Origin of the sequence: Mammaliicoccus sp. J-M41 (assembly GCF_022385935.1) — a bacterium.
Taxonomy (GTDB): domain Bacteria; phylum Bacillota; class Bacilli; order Staphylococcales; family Staphylococcaceae; genus Mammaliicoccus; species Mammaliicoccus sciuri_A.
This window is the reverse complement of sequence record NZ_JAJNIR010000019.1, coordinates 23,450-46,303: the sequence shown is the minus strand read 5'-3', so window position 1 is coordinate 46,303 and position 22,854 is coordinate 23,450. Positions and strand designations below refer to the sequence as shown.

Here is a 22,854-nt window from a genome sequence, read left to right as displayed (position 1 = left end):
CTTCTCTCTACAACTATAAAAAATAGCTGTGAAAAAATCTATCGTCATAGATTTCTTCACAGCTAATCTTAGTATGTTTATCTTGTTTGGTTAGTCTTGATAAATACAAGGTCCTCCAACATTGCTTGTCGCACCTCACTTGCAATATTCAGACCTCCAACATTGCTAGTCACACCTCACTTGCAATGTTCAGCACTATATTTCTGAAAATATGAAAAAGAGTCTAGAACATTTCTGTCCCAAACTCTTATTTTTATAATAAATGTTTTCTTATAACTTGCTCGATAATAGTAGGTATTTCTTCAAACGCACTTTTCATATTGATGCGTTCTGTTACTTGATGAGCATCTTTACCGATAGGTCCAATATTAATAACTGGTGCACTTATTTCTTGTATATCTTTAAATGGTATAAAGTATGATTGATTAAACACAGGTGTTTGCTCAATATAGCTTTCAAATCCTAAATCGTCTTGTCTATATTTGGCATAACTCAGATCGCTAATACCATTAAAGAAATATTGCCTTTTTGACACTCTATCAAACTGTTTTAAAGATGTCTCACTAACAGTTTGGACGATTTCATCAATAAATGGATCTTCAGAAGAGTGCGCAGCAGGGTAATAAGGTGGTGCAAAAAATGTCACAACACTTGGTCCTAAACCTTTTAACATATGCATAAATCGATCTGTTATTTCTATAGATTGTGCTCTTTCATCAGGAATTTCATGAACAATTTGTTCAATGATTTGATTAATTTTACTTTCACCATACTCTTTTATTGCAAGTGCTTTTAATTCTTTGAAAGATAAGATATTAATTGATAACTTTTTATCAAAGCCCTCGGATTTTAATGTTTCTTGGTATGCTTTTTCACAATTGTGAATGGCATCTTTAACGACATCATTAAAAATTTTAAAAGCTTGTTCTGCATTTCTGTTAAATAAGAATACATTATATAATGAAACAGTTCTAAATGGTGTTTGAACATCATAATGATCTTTAATATCTCTACTCATGAGAGAGACAGGAAGTGGCGTCGTTTCATCTTTATATGTTTCCTTAAACAAAGTACAGTATTCCATTTTGCTATTAATAAAGCTTTGTATGTAGTTCGAACTAATACCATTCAATGGTTGTCCAACATGAGTTTCTTTACCATAGCATAATACTGAAGGCATGATTTTGCCTATTGTACCTGAATAAACATAATGATTTGGGTCATTCTCTGCTTGTGAAAAAGTAGGTTCACTGTTTAAATGTAAAGCTATATCTAAATGGTCTTCTTTACGAATTTGATTGAGCTTTTGAACGGCAGCATGCATACCTTTAGATTCAACTTCTTCATCAGGTACTGAAACAACGATTATGCTAATATCCCATGATTCATGTATTGCTTTTTCTATCAGAGACATATGTATCATAAGACCTGGTTTCATATCCATTGAACCACGTCCGAATAAATAATTGTGCGTTTGGATATCTTTTTTAGCATCAGGCGTTAAGTATTTCATATCTTGTCGAAATTTCTCTGTAATTTTATCCATATCAAAAGCATCATCTTTATATTCGCTATAATCATCGATACCTACCGTATCAAAATGACTTATACAAACGAGCGTTTTTTTAGATTGTGGTGCTTTGTAATATGCAAGAACTGCATGACGACCATCCCCAGTCGGTTGCAGCATAACTTGATGAGCATTACGCTTAAAATAATCTAACTTTAAGTATTGATCTCTTAAAAAGTAAGGAAAAGTCTTTTCTCCTTCTGAATGTGTTATAGATTGATGTCTGACTAAACTTTTAAGTAAATGACTTCTATCTTCAAACGTTTGCCATAATAAATCCATTGTGTTCTAGCCCCTTTAAAATAGTTCTTGAATCATTCTTTCTAATCTATTCAGTCCTTCTTCAAGTGCATCTATATTGTAAGCATATGAAATTCTAATATAGCCTTTGCCAATATGGGTGAAAGCTGAACCAGGTACAATCGCGACATGGTAATCTTCAAGTGCTTTCATACAGAATTCATAATCATCCATTCCGAAATGTGAAATTTGTGGAAAAATATAAAATGCACCTTGAGGTTTTTCATTTAATTTAAAGCCGATTTCAATTAATCGCTTGTATACATAATCTCTACGTTCTATATATGCTTTATTCATTTCTTTAGGTGAATCAATTGCATTTGTTAATGCTTCAATTGCAGCATATTGGCTCGGTACATTCGCACAAATACAATTATAGGCATGTACAAATGTTAATTGTTTCATAACATATTGTGGTCCTAATAAAAAGCCAATTCTAAGGCCAGTCATTGAATGAGATTTACTCAAGCCACCTAGTAAAATACATTGATCTTTGATTGCGTCATATGAAGCGAAAGATGTATGCGTTTGATTAAATGTATTCTCAGCATAAATCTCATCGCTGACTACATAAATAGGGTAATCTTTAAATACATCAACAAGTGCTTCTACTTCTTGTTTATTCAACGTAATACCAGTAGGGTTATTAGGATAATTTAGCAAGATAGCTTTTGTCTTATCAGTAATATGAGATTTAACTAATTCAGGCGTTATTTTAAGGCCAGTTTGGGTAGTATCTATGTATATAGGCTTAGCACCTAACAGTTCGATAAGGGGGACATACCCAGCATATACTGGTGAAGGAATTAATACTTCATCGCCATGTTCAAGAATTCCTCTTAAAGTTGTGTCTAATGCTTCGCTTGCACCATTAGTGATGAGGATTTCATCTGTTTCAAATGAAGCATTGAAGCGATTTTTATAATATTGTGCAACGATTTTTCGCAATTCTGGTAAACCAGCATTATGAGAATAAGATGTAAAGTTATGATCAATTGCATCTTTCATTGCATCTTTAACACTTGTTGGTACAGGAAAATCGGGTTGACCAACTGTTAAGTTAATCACATCATCAATTTCAGGTATACGGTTAGATATCGCTCTAATACCAGACACTTGAAGTTGAGATGCAAATTTATTTAATGGTAATTGCATTTTTTTCACCTCTTCAAAACGATAGTTTAATTATAACTTTAAAAAGCATACAAATAAATGAATATAGCAAAAATTTAGAAAACGTATTACAATAAGGGAAACATTACAATAATAGGGGATGTTTATATGGTGAATTTAGCTAATATGAATCAACGATTAAAGTTACTATTATCTTTAAATATTTTTGATTGGTTACCACATCCAACATTTGTATTGATACAAAATAATGAAGAACAATGGATGGTTTCATTTGAAGAAGATTCAATACATATTTGTAGAGCGGAAGCTCAATTACCACATTTTCATCGATATTATTTCGGGCAAGATAATCGGCTTATTAAGAATGCGCAATTTCATATTAAATTTAAAGTGAAAGAAGAACTATCGTTAGACGAAAGAAAATTTGTTTCTGATTTTATGCAACCAACGTCTAAAAAAGAGAATCCAATATTATTTATTCAGTCAGATACACCGTATACGCAAGAGTGGGTAGATTATTTAACATACTTATTAAGTGCGAGCTATGAAGTATTAGAAAATCTTTATAATAACAATCATGAGTTAGCGCCCATTACACATAAACATGTACAAATACCAGCCTATTTATTAAATAGTGAAGATAAATTTATCGGAACGATATCGTATGCAACATTAATTAGATAAACAAAAAAGCCAATCCTTAAGTTATGTACTCAAAGGATTGGCTTTTCTATATTTATTTTTTCTTTTTTGGTGGCTTTTTAATGTTAACAACAGGATTTGCGTAATGTCTTACAAGATCGCTACTAAAGAAGTAAACAATAGCAATTGTTATAAGAATGATTGCAACCCAAACATAAGGTTGGTCTAATAACATTTGATCCCATTCTTTTGAACGGAATAGACCTACGAAAAGTCCGTGTAGTAAATAAATAAACATTGTTCTTGAACCAATATAAGTTAATGGTAATTTACGTTCTGGTATTAAGTTTAAGAAACTAAATGTTGAAACGAAAATGACAACATATATGAATAATCTTTTTAATGCACTATAAACGTCTACATCGCCTTCAAGTGCAGAGTAAGGTTTGCTACCAAATAACCATTCAAAGTTATAATCAGTTAGTAAATAAGCAATGAAAATAACAATTAAACTAATGGAAGATAACCAAATATGCTTTTTATTTCTTAAAATAAATGATTGTTCTTTATTGATGTAATAGCCTAATAGGAAAATTGGGAAGAATACAAATGTTCTTGATAGACTAAGTTTTGCATTAATAAAGTCAAAATAACCGACAACTAAACCTAATAATATTGCTACTGTAAATGTGATATATGGATTGAAGTTTCTCACAAAGTGCAAAATAATATGCCATGAGAATAAACTTACTAAGAACCACATTGCCCATTGTGGATCGAAGGGACTAATATTTAATGTATCGTCTCTATCAATATAGTAGTAATATAAACCATAAAATAATTGGAATATTAAATAGGGTAGTAACAGTTTGATAGTAATTTTTTTTATGTAACCTGGTTTTCCTACGCCTTTAGCAAAGAATCCTGATATCAGTACGAATGCTGGCATATGGAAACTATAAATAAACATATATAGTGCTTTGAAAATATGACTTTCATTAACATAAGATCTTGTTAAATGACCGAATACAACTAGCACAATTAAGAAAAATCGTGCGTTATCAAAATAATGGTCTCTTTCTTTTTCGTTTGCCATGAAAAGTGCTCTCCTAAAACGATAATCTACAATTTGCTTGAAATGTAGATTATAAATTAAATTTTTCAAAAGTACAAATAATTTTATTTCGTTAACACTATAAAATCAAACCAATGCCTTATTAAAGGCATTGGTTTTTACTTTAATATTATGCTTTATATTGGTCGACATCGTAATATTGACCGTCTGTTTGAATCTGTTGATAGAAGTCGCTAATTCGTTTTGCATTAGACTTAGCGAAGTCTATGCCTGTTGCATATTGATGAACCCCTGGATTTTGTGGATTAAATCTCATTTTATAAAGTGTGTTTTGTCCTGATTTAATGTAATTATTAGCTATAAATTGAGCACCACCTAGGATTGCTTTTTCAGGTGTGTTCCATCCTGCTTGTTGAGCATATTTAATTCCGCCGTATAATGCATTTTTATCAATAGCGCCAACACCAAACATATTATAATATTTTGTTTGTGCATTTAAATCAACATTACCATTTTGGTCAATTGCTCCACCGTTAGCTAAATCACTTGTACCGTTACCAGTTTCTAATAATGCATGTGAAATTAAATAAATTTCATTAATACCTACTGCTTTTGCAGCTTGGCTAAAGGCACTACCTTGATTTTCAAGAATTCCTTTTCCACGTAACAAGTCATTTAGTTTAGTTACTGAAATATTTTGAGATTTGTTTAAGTCTAAAAATTGATATTTTTGAACTGGATCGTTTACATACTTACTTGTATCCATTGCATCTTTAACTTCAGCTCTCGTAGCATTTCTAATACCACTTGCTAATACTTTTTTAGGTTCAGTACCATTTCTTAATGCCATTTGAATATCAACAGCTTGATCTAACGTGTATGGGCTAGTTGAAATATTTGTTGATTCTGTAGCGAGTTGTAAATACTTAGCATTAATCCATACAGTTTTACCATTTAATAAACCTTTATACCATAATTCATTACCAACTTTTTGAGATGTAATCACTTTAAAGTATGAATATTGGTAGTTTTGTAATGAACCAAGTAATGTCTTTTTAGATACTGAAGGTTCACTATAGAAATATCCACTGTTATCAAAAATTAAGTAATTTTGATAGTTCTCTTTTAAGACAATAGGTTGATTGTTAACAGCACTTGATTTTATAGCATTAGTCTTTTTAGGTTGAGCGACAGTTGGTTTATTAACAACTTTTGGTTGTGTTGTTACTTTTTGCAATTGAATGTCTTTAGCGTTTACCCATCCTAATGGAATAGCATTATTATCTTGAAGTAGATAATATGTTTGATTGTTATAAGTTGATTGTTTACCAATCTTGAATGTTTTTCCTGCTTTGTTGATTGCAGGTACAGTTTTTTGATCATATACAGAAGTATATACACCAGAAATATTTTTATTAACTTTACCTAAATAGTTAACACGAACTGTTTTAGCAACTGCGTTTGCCTTTGTTGTCTTAGAAGCAACAGGTTTAGAAGTTGCTTTAGGTTTCGCTGTATTAGAAGCAACAGGTTTAGAAGTTGCTTTAGGTTTCACTGCGTTAGAAGCAACAGGTTTAGAAGTTGCTTTAGGTTTCGCTGTATTAGAAGCAACAGGTTTCGGAGTTGCTTTAGGTTTCGCTGTGTTAGAAGCAACAGGTTTCGGAGTTGCTTTAGTATTATTTTGCAGTTGAATATCACTAGATTTCACCCAACCTAAAGGTGTACCGTTATTATCTTGTAATAAATAATATACTTGGTTGTTATAGTTAGATTGTTTACCGATATTAAATGTTTTACCAACTTTGTTAGCAGCTGATTTTGTTTTAGTATCATAAACTGAACTATAGACACCTGATGCATTTGTATTAACTTTACCTTTATAGTTAACAACTACTGTTTTAGCAAGACTCGCTACAGGCGTAGAAGTCTTAGGTTTAGACGTTACAGGTGTAGTCGTTTTAGGCTTAGAAACTACAGGCGTAGAAGTCTTAGGTTTAGACGTTACAGGTGTAGTCGTTTTAGGTTTAGAAACTACAGGAGTAGTAGTTTTAGGCTTAGACACTACAGGTGTAGTCGTCTTAGGTTTAGACACTACAGGAGTAGTAGGTTGAGTTGCGCTACCTGTTTTATATAAATATTTTTCACGCACTAAATCTACAAGCTCATTAAAAGTATAATTATTTTCTGCAAACCAACCATATGGATCACTATGATCCGTGCCACCTAGATATCTTGAAACGGCATCATGAGACCATAAAGTACCAGTACCATCATTTTCAGCACTATCAAATGGTAAGCCATAATATGATAAGTTAGTTGCGATATAATCTGCATAATTGTTAATAGAGCGAGCAAAACGATCTCCACCATATACACGAACTAATTCAACATGTATAAATCGTTCATTTGCGACACCACCAGCACCCCAAGCTAAGTAATCAGTTGGCGCAACTTCAATAATATTATTATCATCTACAAAGGCATGTACAAAAGCACTTTCGTAGTTGTTTTTCATATATGCAATTTCACCTTGAATTGTTGAATTAGGATTTGCAGTTTCATGTGCAATAATTCCTTCAGGTTTACCAACACCATTACGATATGGAATTTTAGGAATATGACTTGAAAAATCTTCAACATATGTCGGCACTGCATAATTATTATTTCTAATTTGACTATTTATTGATGAACTTACTGTAGGACTATAAGAACTAGTAGTAGCTACTGCTTTTTTAACAACAGGCGCACTACTTACAGATCTAAATGCAAAAGTGCTAACTCGTGGTTGAACACTAGCAGTTTCTAATTGAACTTTGTCGTTTTGAGTACTAGTAGCCGCTTCAGTATTTTGAGCATCATTAGTAGAAATAGGTTGAACTGTGTCTTCAGAAACTTCTTCGTTGTTTGTAACTTCAGTATTATCTTCAGTAGACGTTACATTAGTGTTTTGCTCTTCTTCGTTAGAAGTAGGTTGAACTGTGTCTTCAGAAACCTCTTCGTTATTCGTAACTTCAGAGTTATCTTCAGAAGAAGCTACATCAGATTTTTGCTCTTCTTCGTTAGAAGTAGTTTGAGTAATATCTTCAGAAATCTCTTCGTTGTTCGTAACATCAGAGTTATCTTCAGTAGGAGCTACATCAGAATTTTGCTCATCTTCGTTAGAAGTAGGTTGAACTGAGTCATCAGCAACTTCTTGGTTGTTTGTAACTTCAGTATTATCTTCAGTCGAAGCTACTTCAGAATTTTGCTCTTCTTCGTTAGAAGCAGTTTGTGCTGTATTTTTAGAAACGTCTTCGTTGTTTGTAACTTCAGTATTATCTTCAGTAGGAGCTACATCAGAATTTTGCTCTTCTTCGTTAGAAGTAGTTTGTGCTGAGTCATCCGAAACCTCTTCGTTCTTTGTAACTTCAGTATTATTTTCAGTAGTAGCTACATTAGTGTTTTGATCTACTTGGTTAGAATTAGATTGAGCTGAGTCATCCGAAACCTCTTCGTTATTCGTAACTTCAGAGTTATCTTCATCAGAAGCTACTTTTGTGTCTTGATTTTCTTCATTAGAAGTAGGTTGAACTGAGTCATCAGCAACTTCTTGGTTGTTTGTAACTTCAGAGTTATCTTCAGTAGGAGCAACTTCAGTGTCTTGCTCATCTTCGTTAGAAGTAGGTTGTACTGTTGCATCAGCTGTATTTACCACTTCTTGTTTTGGTTCATCAATGATAGAAGGATCTTTATATTCTTTCGTACCTGAAACGTTTAAAGATTGGCTTTTTAATTCTTTTTGTTCATCTTGAATTTGACTAGCATTATCATGTTGTTCAATGATGTTTTTATTTTCTTTGTTTGTTGTTTGTTCTTCTGCATTAACTTGATGTGATACGAGCGTAGTACCTGCTAAAGTCATTGCTACAAGTGCGGGGGTTTTGTAATAGAATTTTTTATCCATAAACAATCTCCTTTTGTATAGGTATTTATTTATAAACAGTATAAGGCTTTTTAATATTAAAAGATGAACTTTTTATGAAATGTAATGTAACTTTAATATTTGAGATATTAATAATTTAATTAAAAAGTTAATTTCATAAAATAGTGAGGAATGTTTTCTTCTAAAAATTCTTCGCCTTCAGTTTTATAACCTAATTTTTCATAGAATCCTTTAGCGTGAGATTGTCCATTAAGTACAGTACCTTTATATCCATCTTCACTAGCTTTTTGATTAATAAAATTCATTACATCTTTGCCGTAACCAAATTTTCTATAAGGTTTTAAAACAGCAACTCTTTCTACTTTCGCATATCCATCTTTATAATTTCTAAAACGACCAACCGCAGCTGGTTTATCATCGTGATATAGAACAACATGCTTAGAAACATTTTCAAATTCATCTATCTCTGCATCTATAGAAACACCTTGTTCCTCAACGAAGACAGTTTTTCTAATATTTAATCCATCTTGTATATCTTTTTCGCTTTCCGCTATTTTAATCATCGTGATACCTCCATAGTTTTGATTCAATTTATTATACATTATGATTATTCTAATTGATGTAGTAAATAAAAAATCTCAATAAATATTTGGTAAAAAGAACTTGTATATATCAAGATTGCCCAAACAAGATAAATAGAAGCGCTGTATATATCAAGACTGACTAAACAAGATAAATATGAATCTCTAATATTGCAAGAGGGACGTGACTAGCAACATTGCGAGTCTGAATATTGCAAGTGGAGCATGACTAGCAACATTGGAGGCGTGAATATTGCAAGACAAGGCTGACTAGCAACATAGAGGATCTGAATATTGCAAGACGAGGCTGACTAGCAACATAGAAGCCCCGTATGTTGCAAGACACACCAAACAAGCAACATAGAAGCATCGTATGTTGCAAGACACACAAAACAAGCAACATAGAAGCCCCGTATATTGCAAGACACTCCAAACAAGCAACATTCACACTATATTTTCACAATAATTCCCATCTTATTTCTGTCCACACAAAAAAGCTGAACCACTTTATATGGTTCAGCTTTTATTTTATATCGTTTGTACTGCTTGTCTTCTAACGATTGCGGTATATTGCCAGAATAATCTTAATTGGTGAATGCTCCAATTTGTCATACCCATTGTATATCCGCTCGGTGTGAATATTTGAATTTGGCTAGTTTCTAGTGCTGCTGCTACTAAATATTGTAAATGAACACTTAATGATTTCATTTCTTCTGTTAAGCCTGTTTCAGTATATACCCATGAAAAAGGTAGGGGGTTATCAAAGATATTGATAACATTAAATATTTCTGGGATGGCAATGATGTAACAAGCGCCATCTACAATTGGATCGTTGTTTGCTTGATTATAATATAGTAATAACGCTTCATAATTTTCATGATGTTCGTGATTAACATAGTATAAATTTTGTCTGAAGTGAGACAAATCTCCAGAATGAATGATTTGATTTTCAAGAGCATCAAACATTGTATTGATTTGTTCATATTTTTCATATGTTTTACGTTGAATCATAATTTGCCTCCTTTCCTAGTAAACTTCTGGACCAGGTTGTTGAGCGCTTAGATCTGGTGCTTGACCACTTAGATCTGGTGTTGGTTGTTGTGGTGTTTCTTGTGATGGTACTTCTTCTGTAGGTGTTTGTTGTACAGGTTGTTCTACAGGCTGTTCGGATGGTTGCTCAGACGGTTGTTCAGTTTGCTGCTCGGTTGTTTCTTCAGTATCAGGCTCTATAGCTGGTTCTACTGTTTCAGCTGAATCGTTGTCACCTGATGTGCTTCCACTCTTTAGACTTTTCTTAGATACTTCAATATAAGGTGTTAAATCACCATATGCTTGAATCATAAGATAATTCATTAATTCTGTTTTCTTAGTCTTAGGTAAGTTTAAGTCTTTTCTAAGTTTATTAGAAAGTTCTAATAAATTATCTAAGTCAGGATTGAAGAAGTAAACACCATTGAAATTAGCATCAGTTCCTGTAATTTGTTCTGTTTTGATTTTTACTTTACTTGATGAATAAGTCGTTGCTAAGTTTTGAATATCTTCAAATGAGAAATTGTGTTTCGCATTTTTACCAACGATTTTAACTAAGTCATCTAATTTATTAATAGAATTTGTTTCTTGAGCTTTTTTGATAATGGCTTTAATCATTTCCATTTGACGTTTACCACGCTCTAAATCTGAATCTTGTTTTCTTGAACGAACAACTGCAAGTGCTTCGTCACCAGATAAATTACGTTTACCTTTTTTAACTTTAATACGTCCTTTATCTTCTGTGTTTGGCTCGTTTAAATCAAATGGTACATCATACTCAATACCACCAAGCTCATCTACAACTTCAACAAAAGCTTCCATATTAATTCTTGCATAGTAATCTACTGGAACGTTTAATGTACTTTCAACACTTTCCATTGAACCTTCTGGACCATCTATTGCATGAGCGTGCGTGATTTTATCATAATATTTTACGCCTGGTATATAACTTAATGTATCACGTGGAATACTAACCATACGTATTTGCTTTTTATCTCTATTAAATGTTGTATAAATCATAGCATCAGTACGAGATTGGTTAGCCTTTTGACCACCTTCACGTCTTGATGTACTATCATCTACACCTAAAAATAATACCGACACATGATCTAAACTAGGATCTACTGGTTTATCTCTTAAAGATGATTTGCTTTTTTTAGAATCAAGAAATGAATCATTAATCGCACCTTTAGTTTCAAGATAAAGCATGAGTCCAAATACTACGGGTAGAATCATGAGTACTATTGACATCAAAAGTAAACCTATTTTTGCAAATCTTTTCATATTATATATTTACCCTTCTATTCGTATTGTGTTTTGAAATATCTATTTTTGCATATTATACATCATATATGATTATACAAGTAAAATTCAACAATTTAAATGAATTATGTGTACTACTTATCAAATATAAAATGTAAATTTGTTGTAAAATTTATGGAAATGGTGTAAATTATAGTGAAGAATGAGAGGTGAGACAAATGGCAAAAGTACTAGAAAAAGATTTAAATAGTATAAGTGAACAAATAGAGTTAAATAGAGAGAATTCGTATGATGTGATTAAGCCTCCAACCGTTAATGTTCTAGGTTTGCCATTTGCAAACCTGACGGCGAATGAAATGGTAGAACGTATTAAGTATTTTGTAAATCAGGAGACGAAAGACAATTTATTTATTGTAACAGCTAATCCTGAAATTGCACATTATGCTTATAGCAATAATCACTATCAACGACGTATTAAACATGCAGATTACATTGTACCAGACGGTATTGGTATTGTTAAAGCAGCAAAATATTTAAATACGCCATTGAAAGAACGTGTTCCGGGAATAGAGTTAATGGAAGAAATGTTGAATATTGCGAACGCAAGTAGCAAGAGAGTATTCTTATTAGGTTCTTCTAAAGAAGGCGTTAAAGCAACACGTAAAATTTTAGAAGAACAATATCCAAATATTACGTTTGATCATAAACATGGCTATAAACATGTATTAGATTATAAAGTAACTAAGAAAATAAAGAAATTTAATCCAGACTTTATTTTTGCGGCAATGGGTTTTCCTAAACAAGAAGATTGGATTTATTATAACCGTCATCACTTTGAGCATACAGTAATGATGGGTGTAGGTGGCTCATTTGATGTCATAAGCGGAAATGTTAAACGTGCACCAAAAATGTTTATTAAACTTAATTTAGAATGGTTATATAGAATTATAACTGATTTGAAACGTGTGAATAGAGCACTTAAAATTCCACTGTTTTTAAAAGAAGTTCAATTCCAAAAATCATGCACACCTAAAAAGAATAAATATGATTATATGAAGAATAGATAATTTAGAAACATCTTAATGTTGAAATTTAACATTAAGGTGTTTTTTTATGAAGAATTTTATCTATTTAATTGTTAACTAAATGTTATGATAAAGGTAACAATAAAAGTAGGTGGTATGATCATGCAAGTACTGGAACTTATAAATCAACAATTAAATACAAAAGCAGATAAAATTGCCATGTATATTGATGAGATGCATTTATCTTATAACGATTTATTGATAGAATCTGAAAAAATTGCCACAACATTAAAAGAATATCCAAAACATAACATGATTGGTATTTCGATGAAAAATCCACTTCAGTTTATAAAATGGTATATTGCAGCTTTAAAGTGTGAACTTATACCGTGCGTCCTAGATCCTTATATATCTGAAGAGAAGAAGCATGAATTATTAATGTTATATCGTATTCCATTATTAATAGATGACAGCAATAAAGTAAAATATCGACAAATAGAAAATAATACGGTATTACCTCAAGATATCTTACATATTGGATTTACTTCTGGGACGACAGGCATGCCTAAAGCATATATGAGGAATCATCAATCTTGGATTCAATCATTTAAATATAATGAAGACTTAATCAATGGTCATACAGACATTATGATAGCACCTGGACCACATGCACATTCTTTAACACTATACGCTATGATTTATGCATTAAGTACAGGTAGAACATTTATTGGCCAAAAGAAATTTAATACACAAATTCTAAATAAATTAATCAATATATTTAGTGAAAATCAAACGATGTTTATTGTACCTACAATGCTATATAGTTTATTGAATCATAACGTCCATTTAATGAATGTTTCGAGTATTTTTTCATCAGGTGCAAAATTATCTACACAAATATTTGAAAAATTTAAATACAAATATCCTGATATTGATTTAATTGAATTCTTTGGAAGCTCTGAAGCGAGTTTTATTAGCTACAATACTAATGGACAAGCAGATTCAGAATCTGTAGGTAAACTATTTCCTTCTGTACAAGTTCAAATTAAAGACAAAGATGAAAATAATATAGGCAGGTTATATGTCAAAAGTGACATGACATTTAGTGGTTATTTAAATGAAGAAGTCCGTGACGAGTGGATTAAAATAGGCGATTGGGCATCAATTTCTGCAGACCAAGAACTACGCTTATATGGACGAGAAAGTGACCGTTTAATTATTGGTGGTAAAAACGTATATCCAGAGATTATTGAGCAAAAATTATTAAATCTAGATATTGTTGATGAGGCAATTATTATAAGTAAAAAACATAATAAATTCGGAGAAATTGCTATTCTATTATATAAAGGTAAAGATCATTTGCAATATTTAAGTATGAAAGAGTATTTATTAGCGTGTGGGTTAAGTCGTTATGAAATACCGTCTCGAATGATACGAGTTAAACAGATGAAATATACATCTAGTGGAAAGATAGCGAGATATAAGATGAAATCTATTTATGAGTTAGGAGGAAAAGCATGGAACCAGTTATTGTAGCTGCAAAAAGAACGCCATTTGGTAAATATGGCGGTATTTTTAAACAATTAGAACCCGAATTACTCTTGAAACCTTTATATGAATATTTGTTAGCTGATCATGCTGAAGCACTTGAATATTTAAGTGAGGTTGTTTTAGGGAACGTAGTAGGTAATGGTGGCAATATCGCTAGAAAGTCTTTGCTAGAAGCAGGTTTGCCGGTTGATATTCCTGGTGTCACGATAGATAGACAATGTGGCGCAGGATTAGAAGCAGTCACTTATGCTTGTAGAATGATTCAAGCAGGTGCTGGTGAAGTTTATATTGCTGGTGGTGTTGAAAGTACAAGTAGAGCACCTTGGAAAATCAAAAGACCACAATCAGTTTATGATGCACCAGAATTTTTTGAGCGTGCTTCATTTGCGCCTGTTGGAAAAGACCCTTCAATGATTGAAGCGGCTGAAAATGTTGCGCAAGTCTATCAAATATCTAGAGAAATACAGGACGAATTTGCATACAATAGTCATCAAAAGACAATCGAAGCTATGGAAAAAGGTTATTTATCTAACGAAATTTATCCAATTAAAGTAGGTAATGAATGGATCCAACATGATGAAGGTGTTAAACCTAAATTAACTTTAAGGACGTTATCACGTTTAAAACCACTTATTAAAGATGGAACTGTAACAGTAGGTAATAGTTGCATGAAAAATGACGGTGGGGTATTACTTTTAATTATGAGTAAAGAAAAGGCGACTGCTTTAGGTTATCGCGAAGGACTGGAATTTATCGATAGTTCTGTAAAAGGTGTTGATCCAAGATTACTAGGTATAGGACCAGTACCTGCAGTTGAAAGTTTATTAAAGCAGACACATTTAACAATGAATGATATTGATTGCGTTGAATTTAATGAAGCATTTAGTTCTCAAGTACTTGCTTCAAAAGATATGCTAAATATTCCGGATGATAAATTTAATTTGTATGGTGGCGCATTAGCTATTGGACATCCATATGGAGCGAGTGGTGCAAGCCTCGTTACACGTTTATATCATATGAAAGATATTGAGACATCGATAGCAACAATGGGAATAGGAGGCGGCATGGGACATGCAACATTATTTAGAAGATGGAATCGAAATAATTGACGTCATTTTCAACAAAGAAGATGTTGAAGCATATAAAAAAATGCTTCCTATAAAAAAGGATGCACCTTCAGTACCCGTATTATATTTAGCAAGTATATGGCCAAAATTTTCAATGTTTGAGCGTTTTTTAGAAAAAGAGATTTATTTAAAAGAAACATCAGTTGATGAGCTTAAAGCAATAGATGTTGATACAATTTATAAAGCAAAATTAAAAAATGAGAAAATAAAAAAAGTAAAGTCGTTTACGATTTACGAATTTAGTTTGACGATTACAAGTGGAAATGACATATACACTCGACTCAATCAAACATTCGTTGGAAAGTGAGGTATAGCATGAAATTTGATATTAGTCTTGTTAACAAATATTTAACTATTATTCATGATTCAAATCCAATCCATCAAGAAATTGTACCTGGCCAACTTGTATGTGAATGGTTGTTAGAAGATGTTGAGTGGCAACATTATACTGTGAGATACAAAAATCCAATTTATATAGATGAATCATTAGAAAAATCCTTGCAAGATAATAAAATTAAATGTATCAATCAACATGGGAAGATAAAGATTATGATTGAAAAGCAATAAAATACGCAGTTAATTTATATCTAACAAAAGTTTAATTATAAACAGGTTATATAATTATTCTACAATTAATTTAAAATCATGTAATCTTCATATGTGACAAAAAATTATGAGTTGGAGTACTTATGAATAGAAAACATGAAATTACATATGCAAGAGCAATATTTTGCTTAATTATAGTAGCCGTGCATATATTATCAAATTATTTGAGAGACGTAGAATTACAAGATCATAATCGCATGGTTGTATTAACATTTCAAATATTAATTTTGTTTGCAACGCCGTGCTTTATTATTTTGTCAGAATCACTAATTTCAATGGTTTATAAAGATAAATTACCGAAAAACTTTCTAGTCAAACGGTTTAAATATATTATGATCCCTTATTTTTCAATTGGAACATTTTATGTGTATACAAAGTATAAAGTTGATGGAAATGAAGAAACATTCTGGCAGTTGTTTAAAGAAAATTTATTAATTGGTAATTGGTATGGCTGGTTTGTCATTGTCATATTCCAATTTTATATTCTACATTTAATCTTCCATAAATCATTAAGTAAAGCAAATCCAGTTGTTATGCTGGTCATCAGCTTTGCGATTAGTCTCGCACATTCATATCTAATGTACGATAATGACACGTATACGAATTGGTGGAATGAATTTTACCCGTTATTCCATAGAACGAATATTCTTTATTGGTTATTCTATTTTGTATTTGGTTTTTACTTAGGTAGATACTACAATGAAGTTCTATCGTTTATGGAGAAAAAGTTTATGTGGTTAGTTGGAAGTTTAGCTGGGGTAACACTTTTAGTTATTTATTCAATTTATCAAAATGATGTAACAGTTGTTCAATCTAACCGTTATGACATTTTAATATATTCAGCATTAGCGTTTATATTTATCTTGGTTATTTCTAAAAAGCTGGCTAACTTTAATATAAGCTTTTTATATTTTATTGGCGAAATATCGTTCTTTATTTACTTAACACATAAAATTATGGTCTATTACATGGCAAAATATACATTTCATTTTATAGATCAATTCTTTATGTATAATATTGCAACGTATATCTTTGCATTATCATTAAGTGTCGGTTTAGCAGTTGTTCTATCATTTATACCACTTTCTAGATTTATAATTGGTAGAAATTCTATTAACACAATGATTAGAGGAAATTATAGAGCAAATTAAGGGAGCGGGACAGAAATCTAATTTGTATAAAAAGATTTCGTAGTCCCGCCCCGGCAAGGATGACTAGAGTTGAAAAAAGCTTGATACAAGCGCATTTTCAATTCAGTCATCTACTGCCAATATACTAAAACAGGCTGAGACATTACTTTATGTCCCAGCCTGTTTTGTTATTTAAAATAAAAACGTGTAGCATCTAATTCGTCTTTAAAAGCTTTTTTATCGTTTGCTGACTTTTTGTTGAAATCTTTTAAGAATGCTTGGTATTTTGGAAGTACATCTTCAGTAGAACCAAATTCTTTTAGTATGCCGCCTTCAATCCAAGCTATTTTTGTACAAAAATCTTTAACTTGATTTATATTGTGACTGACAAAGAAAATAGTCTTGCCAGCTTCTTTAAATTGATTCATTTTATCTAAACTTTTCTTAGTGAATGTTTGGTCACCAACAGATAATGCTTCATCAATTACAAGAATATCTGGATCGACGGTAACATTGATTGCGAAACCTAATTTAGATTTCATACCGCTTGAATATTTCTTAACAGGTTGATATATAAATTCACCTAATTCAGAGAATTCGATAATTTGAGGTGTAAGTTCTTTAATTTGTTTTTTAGAGAAACCAAGTAATAACATCTTGTATTCGATATTATCTATTCCGTTTAATTGAGTGTTTAAACCTGAGTTAATTGCGATAACGTTAACATCACCGTGGCGTTCTATTACACCGTCTGTTGGTTGTAGTGAACCACCAATAATATTACTTAATGTCGATTTACCTGACCCGTTAATACCAACTAAACCGATAATATCGCCTTCATACGCAGTAAATGATATATCCTTAAGCGCGTAAAATCTTTGTGATTGATGTTTCGGTAAAAACACATCTTTTAATCTATCTTTATTATTACGGAAAATTTTATATTCTTTTGTTAGATTATTAATGATAACTGATTCTTTCATATGTACTTCATTCCTTATAATTATTAACATTTCTATTATGCATTATTTTATGAGTTTAGTAAATTTATTGTAAATTCTGTTAGAATCATGTAAATTATATATGTTCTATAATTATGAGATTAACCTAAAGTTTAATATATCATCTATGCTCATTTGATGCTATATTAAAGATTGAGTTATAAATGTCTTAGCGAGAGAGTGATATTCATGCATGCTGTTTTTACAGTAATAAAAGAGCACGTCAAAAACTTTTATTTGATTCAAAGATTAGCACAATTCCAATTAAAAATTTCGAATCATGATAATTATTTAGGATTAGCTTGGGAACTGATTAATCCTATACTACAAATATTTGTATATTGGTTTGCATTTGGCTTTGGTATTCGGCAAAATGGTCCAGTAGATGGTGTACCGTTTATCTTATATTTATTAGTCGGTATTAGTATGTGGTTCTTTGTGAACCAAGGTATACTTGAAGGGACTAAATCAATAGGTACTAGGTTTAATCAAGTTGCAAAGATGAATTTTCCTTTGTCAGCAATACCTGCTTATATTCTGACGAGTAGATTTTATGGTCATATTATTTTAGTTTTAATTATAATTTTATTATGTATTCCAACTGGTATTATACCTTCGATTTATATATTACAATTATTTATATATTTACCTTTAGTGTACATATTTGCATTTTCAGTTTCTTTATTAACGTCCACTTTAGGTGTTATTATTCGAGATACACAAATGGCGATGCAAGCTATTTTGAGAATGCTATTTTACGTGTCGCCAATTCTTTGGGTACCAGAAAAAGGTTCAGTGATTGAAATGATTATGAAATTAAATCCAGTATTCTTCTTTGCAGAAGGGTATCGAGCAGCAATATTATATGATAATTGGTACTTCATAGAACATTGGCAATTATTACTTTATAATATATGCGTGACAGTGTTATTCTTTGTAGTAGGTGCAATATTGCATGTTAGATTTAGACAAAGATTTGCTGACTTTATTTAAAATGATTAATAAATGAAAAGGCTGAGACATCAATGATTGTCTCAGCCTTTATCTCAATATATAGCTGCTTTTGGTCTATTTTTTACTTTAGTAAATTTTATATAAGGAAGTGTCATTGTGGTAAGAAGCATAATTAAACAAGTCTATCTTTCTGTTATTTTTATATTTAATAAATTATTCAAAAGTAATGTGAAACGTAAAAATGTCGTGGTATTTATGACTTTTAAAGAAGATGTGTTACCTATAATCGAAGCATTAAAGAAAGAACAATATCATATTACAGTTATTGCGCATCCAAAGTGGATTGATTTTTTGAATGATATAGATGTAGATAAAGTGATCAATTTAAGTAATAAATATGTCTTACAACAGTTAAAAGCAATTAAAAGTAGTAAAATGATAATTATCGATACATATTATTTATTATTAGGCAGTATCAGCAAAACACCAGAACAAAAAGTTATTCAAACATGGCATGCTGCCGGAGCCTTGAAAAAATTTGGCTTAGAAGATAAAAGTATTAATCTTGAGCATAAACAACTCATAAAAAATTATTTATCAGTTTATCATTTTACAGATTATTATTTAGTAAGTTCAGATATTATGAAAGACGTTTTTATTAAAAGTTTAGATGCCAAACCCAATCAAATATTACCATTTGGATTACCTAGGTTAGACCACTATAAAGATAAACATGAGTATCCTAATAAACCCAAAAAAATAGCTTTATATGTTCCTACTTATAGAGATTATACAAATGAAATTCATACGATAGATAAACAGAAATTTGAAAAAATGTGCCCTGAATATGAACTTGTGACTAAATTACATCCAAGCATTACTTCACATGATTCAGATCCGAGAGATATACAAGATTTAGTTGAAATGGCAGAAATCATTATTACAGATTACAGTTCACTTAGTATTGAAGCGGCACTTTTAAATAAGACGATTATTTTCTATAGTTATGATGAAGCAAAGTACGATGAAATGAGAGGGCTCAATGAATACTATTATGAAATGACTAAAGAGAACAAAGCTTATGATTTAGAAACACTTTATAGACTTATAAATCTGAATAAAATAAATAATAAAATTAAACCAATGTGGCATCAATATACAAACTTTGATGCAACTCAAAAGTTAGTTGATTTTATAAACAAAGGAGCTTAACAATATGGAAGTAAGTGTTATTATCCCTATTTATAATGCAGAAAATACAATAGAGCAAACTATTAAATCAATTAAAAGTCATTATGAGCATGAAATCATTTGTATTAATGATGGATCTAAAGATAATAGTGCAGATGTAATTAGCAAAATTAATAATCCTAATATTGTACTTGTGAATCGAGAAAATAAAGGTGCTGCAGCAACGAGGAATGAAGGCATTAGTATCGCAAAAGGTAAATATATTATGTTTTGTGATGCAGATGATAAATTAGGTGAAGGCATTATCGACAAAATGGTTGAAGCTATAAAAAGAAATGATACAGATATCGTGGTCGGTAAGGTTTCTCATTTAATTGGTGATCAGATTAGACCGATACAAACATACAATGATTTAAAAGCTGTAGATCGTACGACATTAAACTTAACACCAGAAGTTACGCAGTCTATAGGTCCTTACGGTAAATTGTACAAACATGAAGTATTAGAAAATATTAGATTCGATGAAGATATCACTTTTTGTGAAGAGCATACCTTTAATTTGAAAGCTTGGTCAAAAAGTCGTATTACAATATTAGATGATTCAGCTTATTTATATAACATAGGCGTTGAAGATTCTATAGTAGCGACAAGTTACAAAAATATAGAAAAATATTTAAATGATGCTACTGAAGTTAGAAAAAGAACAATGGATATCTTAAGTGATTTAAAAGAAAAAGTGAGTAACTACTATAGTTATAGAATGGATTATCTCATTATATACTTTTTAATTCGAAATAATTTCATGAAAGTAGAAAACTTAAATCACGTTATTGAACCAGCAATTAAGTATTTACAAGTCGTTCAACAACTTCAAACGAACAGCGTGAAAGATTTGAAAGAACTCGTATTAACAATTGCTGCGAATTACAATTTTGAAAGATTTAAAGTAGTGGCAAGTAATTTAGATATGCAAATAGATAAAAAAGTTTATCGTTCATATAAATTTAAGCTACTGAAACTAAAAACAAAAATGAACTTAAGAAACATCAGAAATAAAAGCAAAAAAATATCTCATTAAATAAAATAGAAAAATAGAGAGAGGACTTAATCCGATCTCTATTTTTCTATTTTTTGTTTGAGTATAACTTTAAAGATATGCTTGAGTATATCTTCGGTATCATTTTGATAATGATCTTTTAATACATTACTTGCTATTGAAACGATGTATTGATCGTTAGAGTATGTTACAAAGTCATTTTGATAAAATATACCTCTATATCTTTGGTGATTAGGATATCTATAAAATCCATATCTATAAGAACTTGGATAAATATGCGTATCAATTTGTGAAAGTAATATATCAGTAGATGATCCATTTAAAATTTGTTTCGTTTTGAATTGATTAACAAGCTTTGCCATATCATCTGTAGATATGTATATATTTCCAGCACCATCGTATTTATCGAGAGTTGCGGGGTAGAAATATATGTACTGATTATTTATCAATTTATAACCTTTTACCATATACTGTTGGTGATGAATAGAATCATATCGGGCTGTATATTTTAAATGAGCTTTATTAATAATGAGTTCATTTAAGTTTTGAGTATATGTTTTATGCGTAGCATTTTCTATGATTTTAGCAATTGTAATGTAATTAGCATCATTGTAAAAATATTTATGATAATTTTGATGGACAACACCATTTAATTTAATACTTTCTATTGCACCATTTAATCCTCTAGCAGTAGGTGGGAAGTTTGCTTTAGCTAGACCACTTCTATGCAACATTAGATCTTTAACAGTTATGGGATATATATTTTGAAAGTTTGGTATATATTTATTAACATTATCGTTTATATTAATAACGCCTCGTTCTTCAAGCTCTCTTAACATTAAGCCTGTTACAAATTTATTAGCTGATCCAAGAAGATACATTGACTTTGTATCATTTGCTATGCCATTTTCAACATCTCTATAACCATATGCTTTACTCATAATGGGACGTTTATTTTTATAAATTGTTATATTTCCATTAAAACCTTGAGATTTTAAATATTTATCAATATCATTTGCTTCGGTAAAATCATTATCAGATGGTTGTTTCTTTTGAGTTTGATTATTCTTATTTTGTTTTTTATGCATATGTGACTGAACTTGTTCTTTTTTTACTTCACGATGTTGATATATATCTTTTATAACAATAATAAGACATACGATGAGTATACCTAATATTAGTTTATATATATTCTTCATGTTTTTCTTCTGATATTTTTACATTATATTACCATTAATTCAAAATATTTACATTTAATATCGTAAAAAAGAACACAATTAAGTGTTCTATTCATTACCATAAAGTTCTTTTTTAATTTGAGTAGTTGAAATACCTTCTGTTCTCTTAAGGTAAATCACTTCGCATTGATCTTTAAGGAAATCAAACTCGCCTTCCCAATCATGACCCATTAAAAATGTATCAACTTTAAAGTTTTTTACATCATCTGTTTTTTGTTCCCAATTATTTTCAGGAATAACAAGATCAACATATCTAATAGATTCTAACATCATTTTTCTTTGTTCATAATTATAATATGACTTTTTGTTTTTTAACTTATTGAATTCATCTGTTGATAAAGCAACAATTAGATAATCTCCATACTGTTTAGCTCTTCTTAAAAGTTCAATATGACCATAATGCAGTAAATCATATGTTCCATAAGTAAGTACTCTACGCATTTTTTCACCTCATTATT

At 30.7% G+C, this 22,854-nt stretch carries 20 protein-coding genes; 10 read left to right on the top strand and 10 right to left on the bottom strand.

What is annotated here, in order from left to right; genetic code table 11:
• Positions 1-253 precede the first annotated feature (253 nt).
• Both LQ686_RS08505 and LQ686_RS08500 read right to left on the bottom strand, forming a co-directional pair.
• Positions 254-1,852, bottom strand: a complete 1,599-nt coding sequence (locus tag LQ686_RS08505; RefSeq protein WP_107565982.1) for a M20/M25/M40 family metallo-hydrolase — start codon at positions 1,850-1,852, stop codon at positions 254-256.
• 15 nt (positions 1,853-1,867) lie between these two features.
• On the bottom strand, positions 1,868-3,025 hold the full coding sequence (locus LQ686_RS08500; RefSeq protein WP_107573101.1) for an aminotransferase class I/II-fold pyridoxal phosphate-dependent enzyme: 1,158 nt from the start codon (positions 3,023-3,025) through the stop codon (positions 1,868-1,870).
• A 126-nt stretch (positions 3,026-3,151) separates the two neighbouring features.
• Here LQ686_RS08500 and LQ686_RS08495 point away from each other — a divergent pair, with 126 nt between their 5' ends.
• Positions 3,152-3,688, top strand: a complete 537-nt coding sequence (locus LQ686_RS08495) for a hypothetical protein (protein WP_107565984.1) — start codon at positions 3,152-3,154, stop codon at positions 3,686-3,688.
• Between the two features lie 52 nt (positions 3,689-3,740).
• Here the strand turns inward: LQ686_RS08495 and LQ686_RS08490 are convergent, their stop codons facing one another.
• From LQ686_RS08490 to LQ686_RS08470, 5 genes are all read right to left on the bottom strand, one after another.
• A complete protein-coding gene (locus tag LQ686_RS08490; protein ID WP_107565985.1) occupies positions 3,741-4,742 on the bottom strand; it encodes an acyltransferase family protein in 1,002 nt (333 codons plus the stop codon).
• 148 nt (positions 4,743-4,890) lie between these two features.
• Positions 4,891-8,664, bottom strand: a complete 3,774-nt coding sequence (locus LQ686_RS14200) for a glucosaminidase domain-containing protein (protein WP_275584223.1) — start codon at positions 8,662-8,664, stop codon at positions 4,891-4,893.
• Between the two features lie 119 nt (positions 8,665-8,783).
• Complete coding sequence (locus tag LQ686_RS08480) at positions 8,784-9,206, bottom strand: GNAT family N-acetyltransferase (RefSeq protein ID WP_103361173.1); 423 nt, start codon at positions 9,204-9,206, stop codon at positions 8,784-8,786.
• Positions 9,207-9,752: 546 nt separating this feature from the next.
• Complete coding sequence (locus LQ686_RS08475; protein ID WP_025905460.1) at positions 9,753-10,232, bottom strand: DUF2538 family protein; 480 nt, start codon at positions 10,230-10,232, stop codon at positions 9,753-9,755.
• 18 nt (positions 10,233-10,250) lie between these two features.
• Positions 10,251-11,537, bottom strand: a complete 1,287-nt coding sequence (locus tag LQ686_RS08470; RefSeq protein ID WP_239733272.1) for an LCP family glycopolymer transferase — start codon at positions 11,535-11,537, stop codon at positions 10,251-10,253.
• Positions 11,538-11,734: 197 nt separating this feature from the next.
• Here LQ686_RS08470 and LQ686_RS08465 point away from each other — a divergent pair, with 197 nt between their 5' ends.
• The 6 genes from LQ686_RS08465 (at position 11,735) to LQ686_RS08440 (ending at position 16,976) form a co-directional block, all read left to right on the top strand.
• Entirely contained in the window at positions 11,735-12,583 is an 849-nt protein-coding gene (locus LQ686_RS08465; protein ID WP_025905458.1) for a WecB/TagA/CpsF family glycosyltransferase, read from the top strand.
• Between the two features lie 120 nt (positions 12,584-12,703).
• Positions 12,704-14,077 (top strand): AMP-binding protein, encoded by a 1,374-nt coding sequence (locus tag LQ686_RS08460; RefSeq protein ID WP_107573104.1) that lies wholly within the window; start codon positions 12,704-12,706, stop codon positions 14,075-14,077.
• Entirely contained in the window at positions 14,059-15,201 is a 1,143-nt protein-coding gene (locus tag LQ686_RS08455; RefSeq protein WP_107566172.1) for a thiolase family protein, read from the top strand. The genes LQ686_RS08460 and LQ686_RS08455 overlap by 19 nt, the downstream gene beginning before the upstream one ends.
• A complete protein-coding gene (locus LQ686_RS08450; protein ID WP_107566171.1) occupies positions 15,164-15,526 on the top strand; it encodes a hypothetical protein in 363 nt (120 codons plus the stop codon). Before LQ686_RS08455 ends, LQ686_RS08450 begins: the two co-directional genes overlap by 38 nt.
• 8 nt (positions 15,527-15,534) lie before the next feature.
• Positions 15,535-15,786: a hypothetical protein gene (locus LQ686_RS08445; protein ID WP_107596778.1), complete on the top strand. Its 252-nt coding sequence runs from the start codon at positions 15,535-15,537 to the stop codon at positions 15,784-15,786.
• Positions 15,787-15,908: 122 nt separating this feature from the next.
• Complete coding sequence (locus LQ686_RS08440) at positions 15,909-16,976, top strand: acyltransferase family protein (RefSeq protein WP_107596777.1); 1,068 nt, start codon at positions 15,909-15,911, stop codon at positions 16,974-16,976.
• 167 nt (positions 16,977-17,143) lie between these two features.
• Here LQ686_RS08440 and tagH read toward each other — a convergent pair whose 3' ends face one another.
• Positions 17,144-17,938, bottom strand: a complete 795-nt coding sequence (tagH, locus tag LQ686_RS08435; protein ID WP_025905453.1) for a teichoic acids export ABC transporter ATP-binding subunit TagH — start codon at positions 17,936-17,938, stop codon at positions 17,144-17,146.
• A gap of 207 nt (positions 17,939-18,145) precedes the next feature.
• Here tagH and LQ686_RS08430 point away from each other — a divergent pair, with 207 nt between their 5' ends.
• The 3 genes from LQ686_RS08430 (at position 18,146) to LQ686_RS08420 (ending at position 21,179) form a co-directional block, all read left to right on the top strand.
• The gene (locus tag LQ686_RS08430; RefSeq protein ID WP_025905452.1) at positions 18,146-18,949 is read left to right on the top strand and encodes an ABC transporter permease; all 804 of its coding nucleotides are present in this window, start codon (positions 18,146-18,148) and stop codon (positions 18,947-18,949) included.
• A 117-nt stretch (positions 18,950-19,066) separates the two neighbouring features.
• Positions 19,067-20,122: a CDP-glycerol glycerophosphotransferase family protein gene (locus LQ686_RS08425; protein WP_107596776.1), complete on the top strand. Its 1,056-nt coding sequence runs from the start codon at positions 19,067-19,069 to the stop codon at positions 20,120-20,122.
• A 4-nt stretch (positions 20,123-20,126) separates the two neighbouring features.
• Positions 20,127-21,179 carry a glycosyltransferase family 2 protein gene (locus LQ686_RS08420; RefSeq protein WP_107596775.1) on the top strand — a complete coding sequence of 351 codons (1,053 nt, stop codon included), beginning with the start codon at positions 20,127-20,129 and terminating at the stop codon, positions 21,177-21,179.
• Between the two features lie 38 nt (positions 21,180-21,217).
• Here the strand turns inward: LQ686_RS08420 and LQ686_RS08415 are convergent, their stop codons facing one another.
• Together LQ686_RS08415 and tagD are read right to left on the bottom strand one after the other, a co-directional pair.
• On the bottom strand, positions 21,218-22,357 hold the full coding sequence (locus LQ686_RS08415; protein ID WP_107596774.1) for a serine hydrolase domain-containing protein: 1,140 nt from the start codon (positions 22,355-22,357) through the stop codon (positions 21,218-21,220).
• Between the two features lie 87 nt (positions 22,358-22,444).
• Positions 22,445-22,837 carry a glycerol-3-phosphate cytidylyltransferase gene (tagD, locus tag LQ686_RS08410; RefSeq protein ID WP_025905448.1) on the bottom strand — a complete coding sequence of 131 codons (393 nt, stop codon included), beginning with the start codon at positions 22,835-22,837 and terminating at the stop codon, positions 22,445-22,447.
• Between the last annotated feature and the right edge of the window lie 17 nt (positions 22,838-22,854).

Bases quoted from the DNA above. Each gene is read 5' to 3' on its own strand.
- LQ686_RS14200 (WP_275584223.1), bottom strand. From the start codon at position 8,664: ATGGATAAAAAATTCTATTACAAAACCCCCGCACTTGTAGCAATGACT.
- tagD (WP_025905448.1), bottom strand. From the start codon at position 22,837: ATGCGTAGAGTACTTACTTATGGAACATATGATTTACTGCATTATGGT.
- LQ686_RS08460 (WP_107573104.1), top strand. From the start codon at position 12,704: ATGCAAGTACTGGAACTTATAAATCAACAATTAAATACAAAAGCAGAT.
- LQ686_RS08440 (WP_107596777.1), top strand. From the start codon at position 15,909: ATGAATAGAAAACATGAAATTACATATGCAAGAGCAATATTTTGCTTA.
- LQ686_RS08415 (WP_107596774.1), bottom strand. From the start codon at position 22,357: ATGAAGAATATATATAAACTAATATTAGGTATACTCATCGTATGTCTT.
- LQ686_RS08490 (WP_107565985.1), bottom strand. From the start codon at position 4,742: ATGGCAAACGAAAAAGAAAGAGACCATTATTTTGATAACGCACGATTT.
- LQ686_RS08420 (WP_107596775.1), top strand. From the start codon at position 20,127: ATGGAAGTAAGTGTTATTATCCCTATTTATAATGCAGAAAATACAATA.
- LQ686_RS08455 (WP_107566172.1), top strand. From the start codon at position 14,059: ATGGAACCAGTTATTGTAGCTGCAAAAAGAACGCCATTTGGTAAATAT.
- LQ686_RS08480 (WP_103361173.1), bottom strand. From the start codon at position 9,206: ATGATTAAAATAGCGGAAAGCGAAAAAGATATACAAGATGGATTAAAT.
- LQ686_RS08495 (WP_107565984.1), top strand. From the start codon at position 3,152: ATGGTGAATTTAGCTAATATGAATCAACGATTAAAGTTACTATTATCT.
- LQ686_RS08465 (WP_025905458.1), top strand. From the start codon at position 11,735: ATGGCAAAAGTACTAGAAAAAGATTTAAATAGTATAAGTGAACAAATA.
- LQ686_RS08505 (WP_107565982.1), bottom strand. From the start codon at position 1,852: ATGGATTTATTATGGCAAACGTTTGAAGATAGAAGTCATTTACTTAAA.
- LQ686_RS08500 (WP_107573101.1), bottom strand. From the start codon at position 3,025: ATGCAATTACCATTAAATAAATTTGCATCTCAACTTCAAGTGTCTGGT.
- LQ686_RS08450 (WP_107566171.1), top strand. From the start codon at position 15,164: ATGCAACATTATTTAGAAGATGGAATCGAAATAATTGACGTCATTTTC.
- tagH (WP_025905453.1), bottom strand. From the start codon at position 17,938: ATGAAAGAATCAGTTATCATTAATAATCTAACAAAAGAATATAAAATT.
- LQ686_RS08430 (WP_025905452.1), top strand. From the start codon at position 18,146: ATGCATGCTGTTTTTACAGTAATAAAAGAGCACGTCAAAAACTTTTAT.
- LQ686_RS08445 (WP_107596778.1), top strand. From the start codon at position 15,535: ATGAAATTTGATATTAGTCTTGTTAACAAATATTTAACTATTATTCAT.
- LQ686_RS08470 (WP_239733272.1), bottom strand. From the start codon at position 11,537: ATGAAAAGATTTGCAAAAATAGGTTTACTTTTGATGTCAATAGTACTC.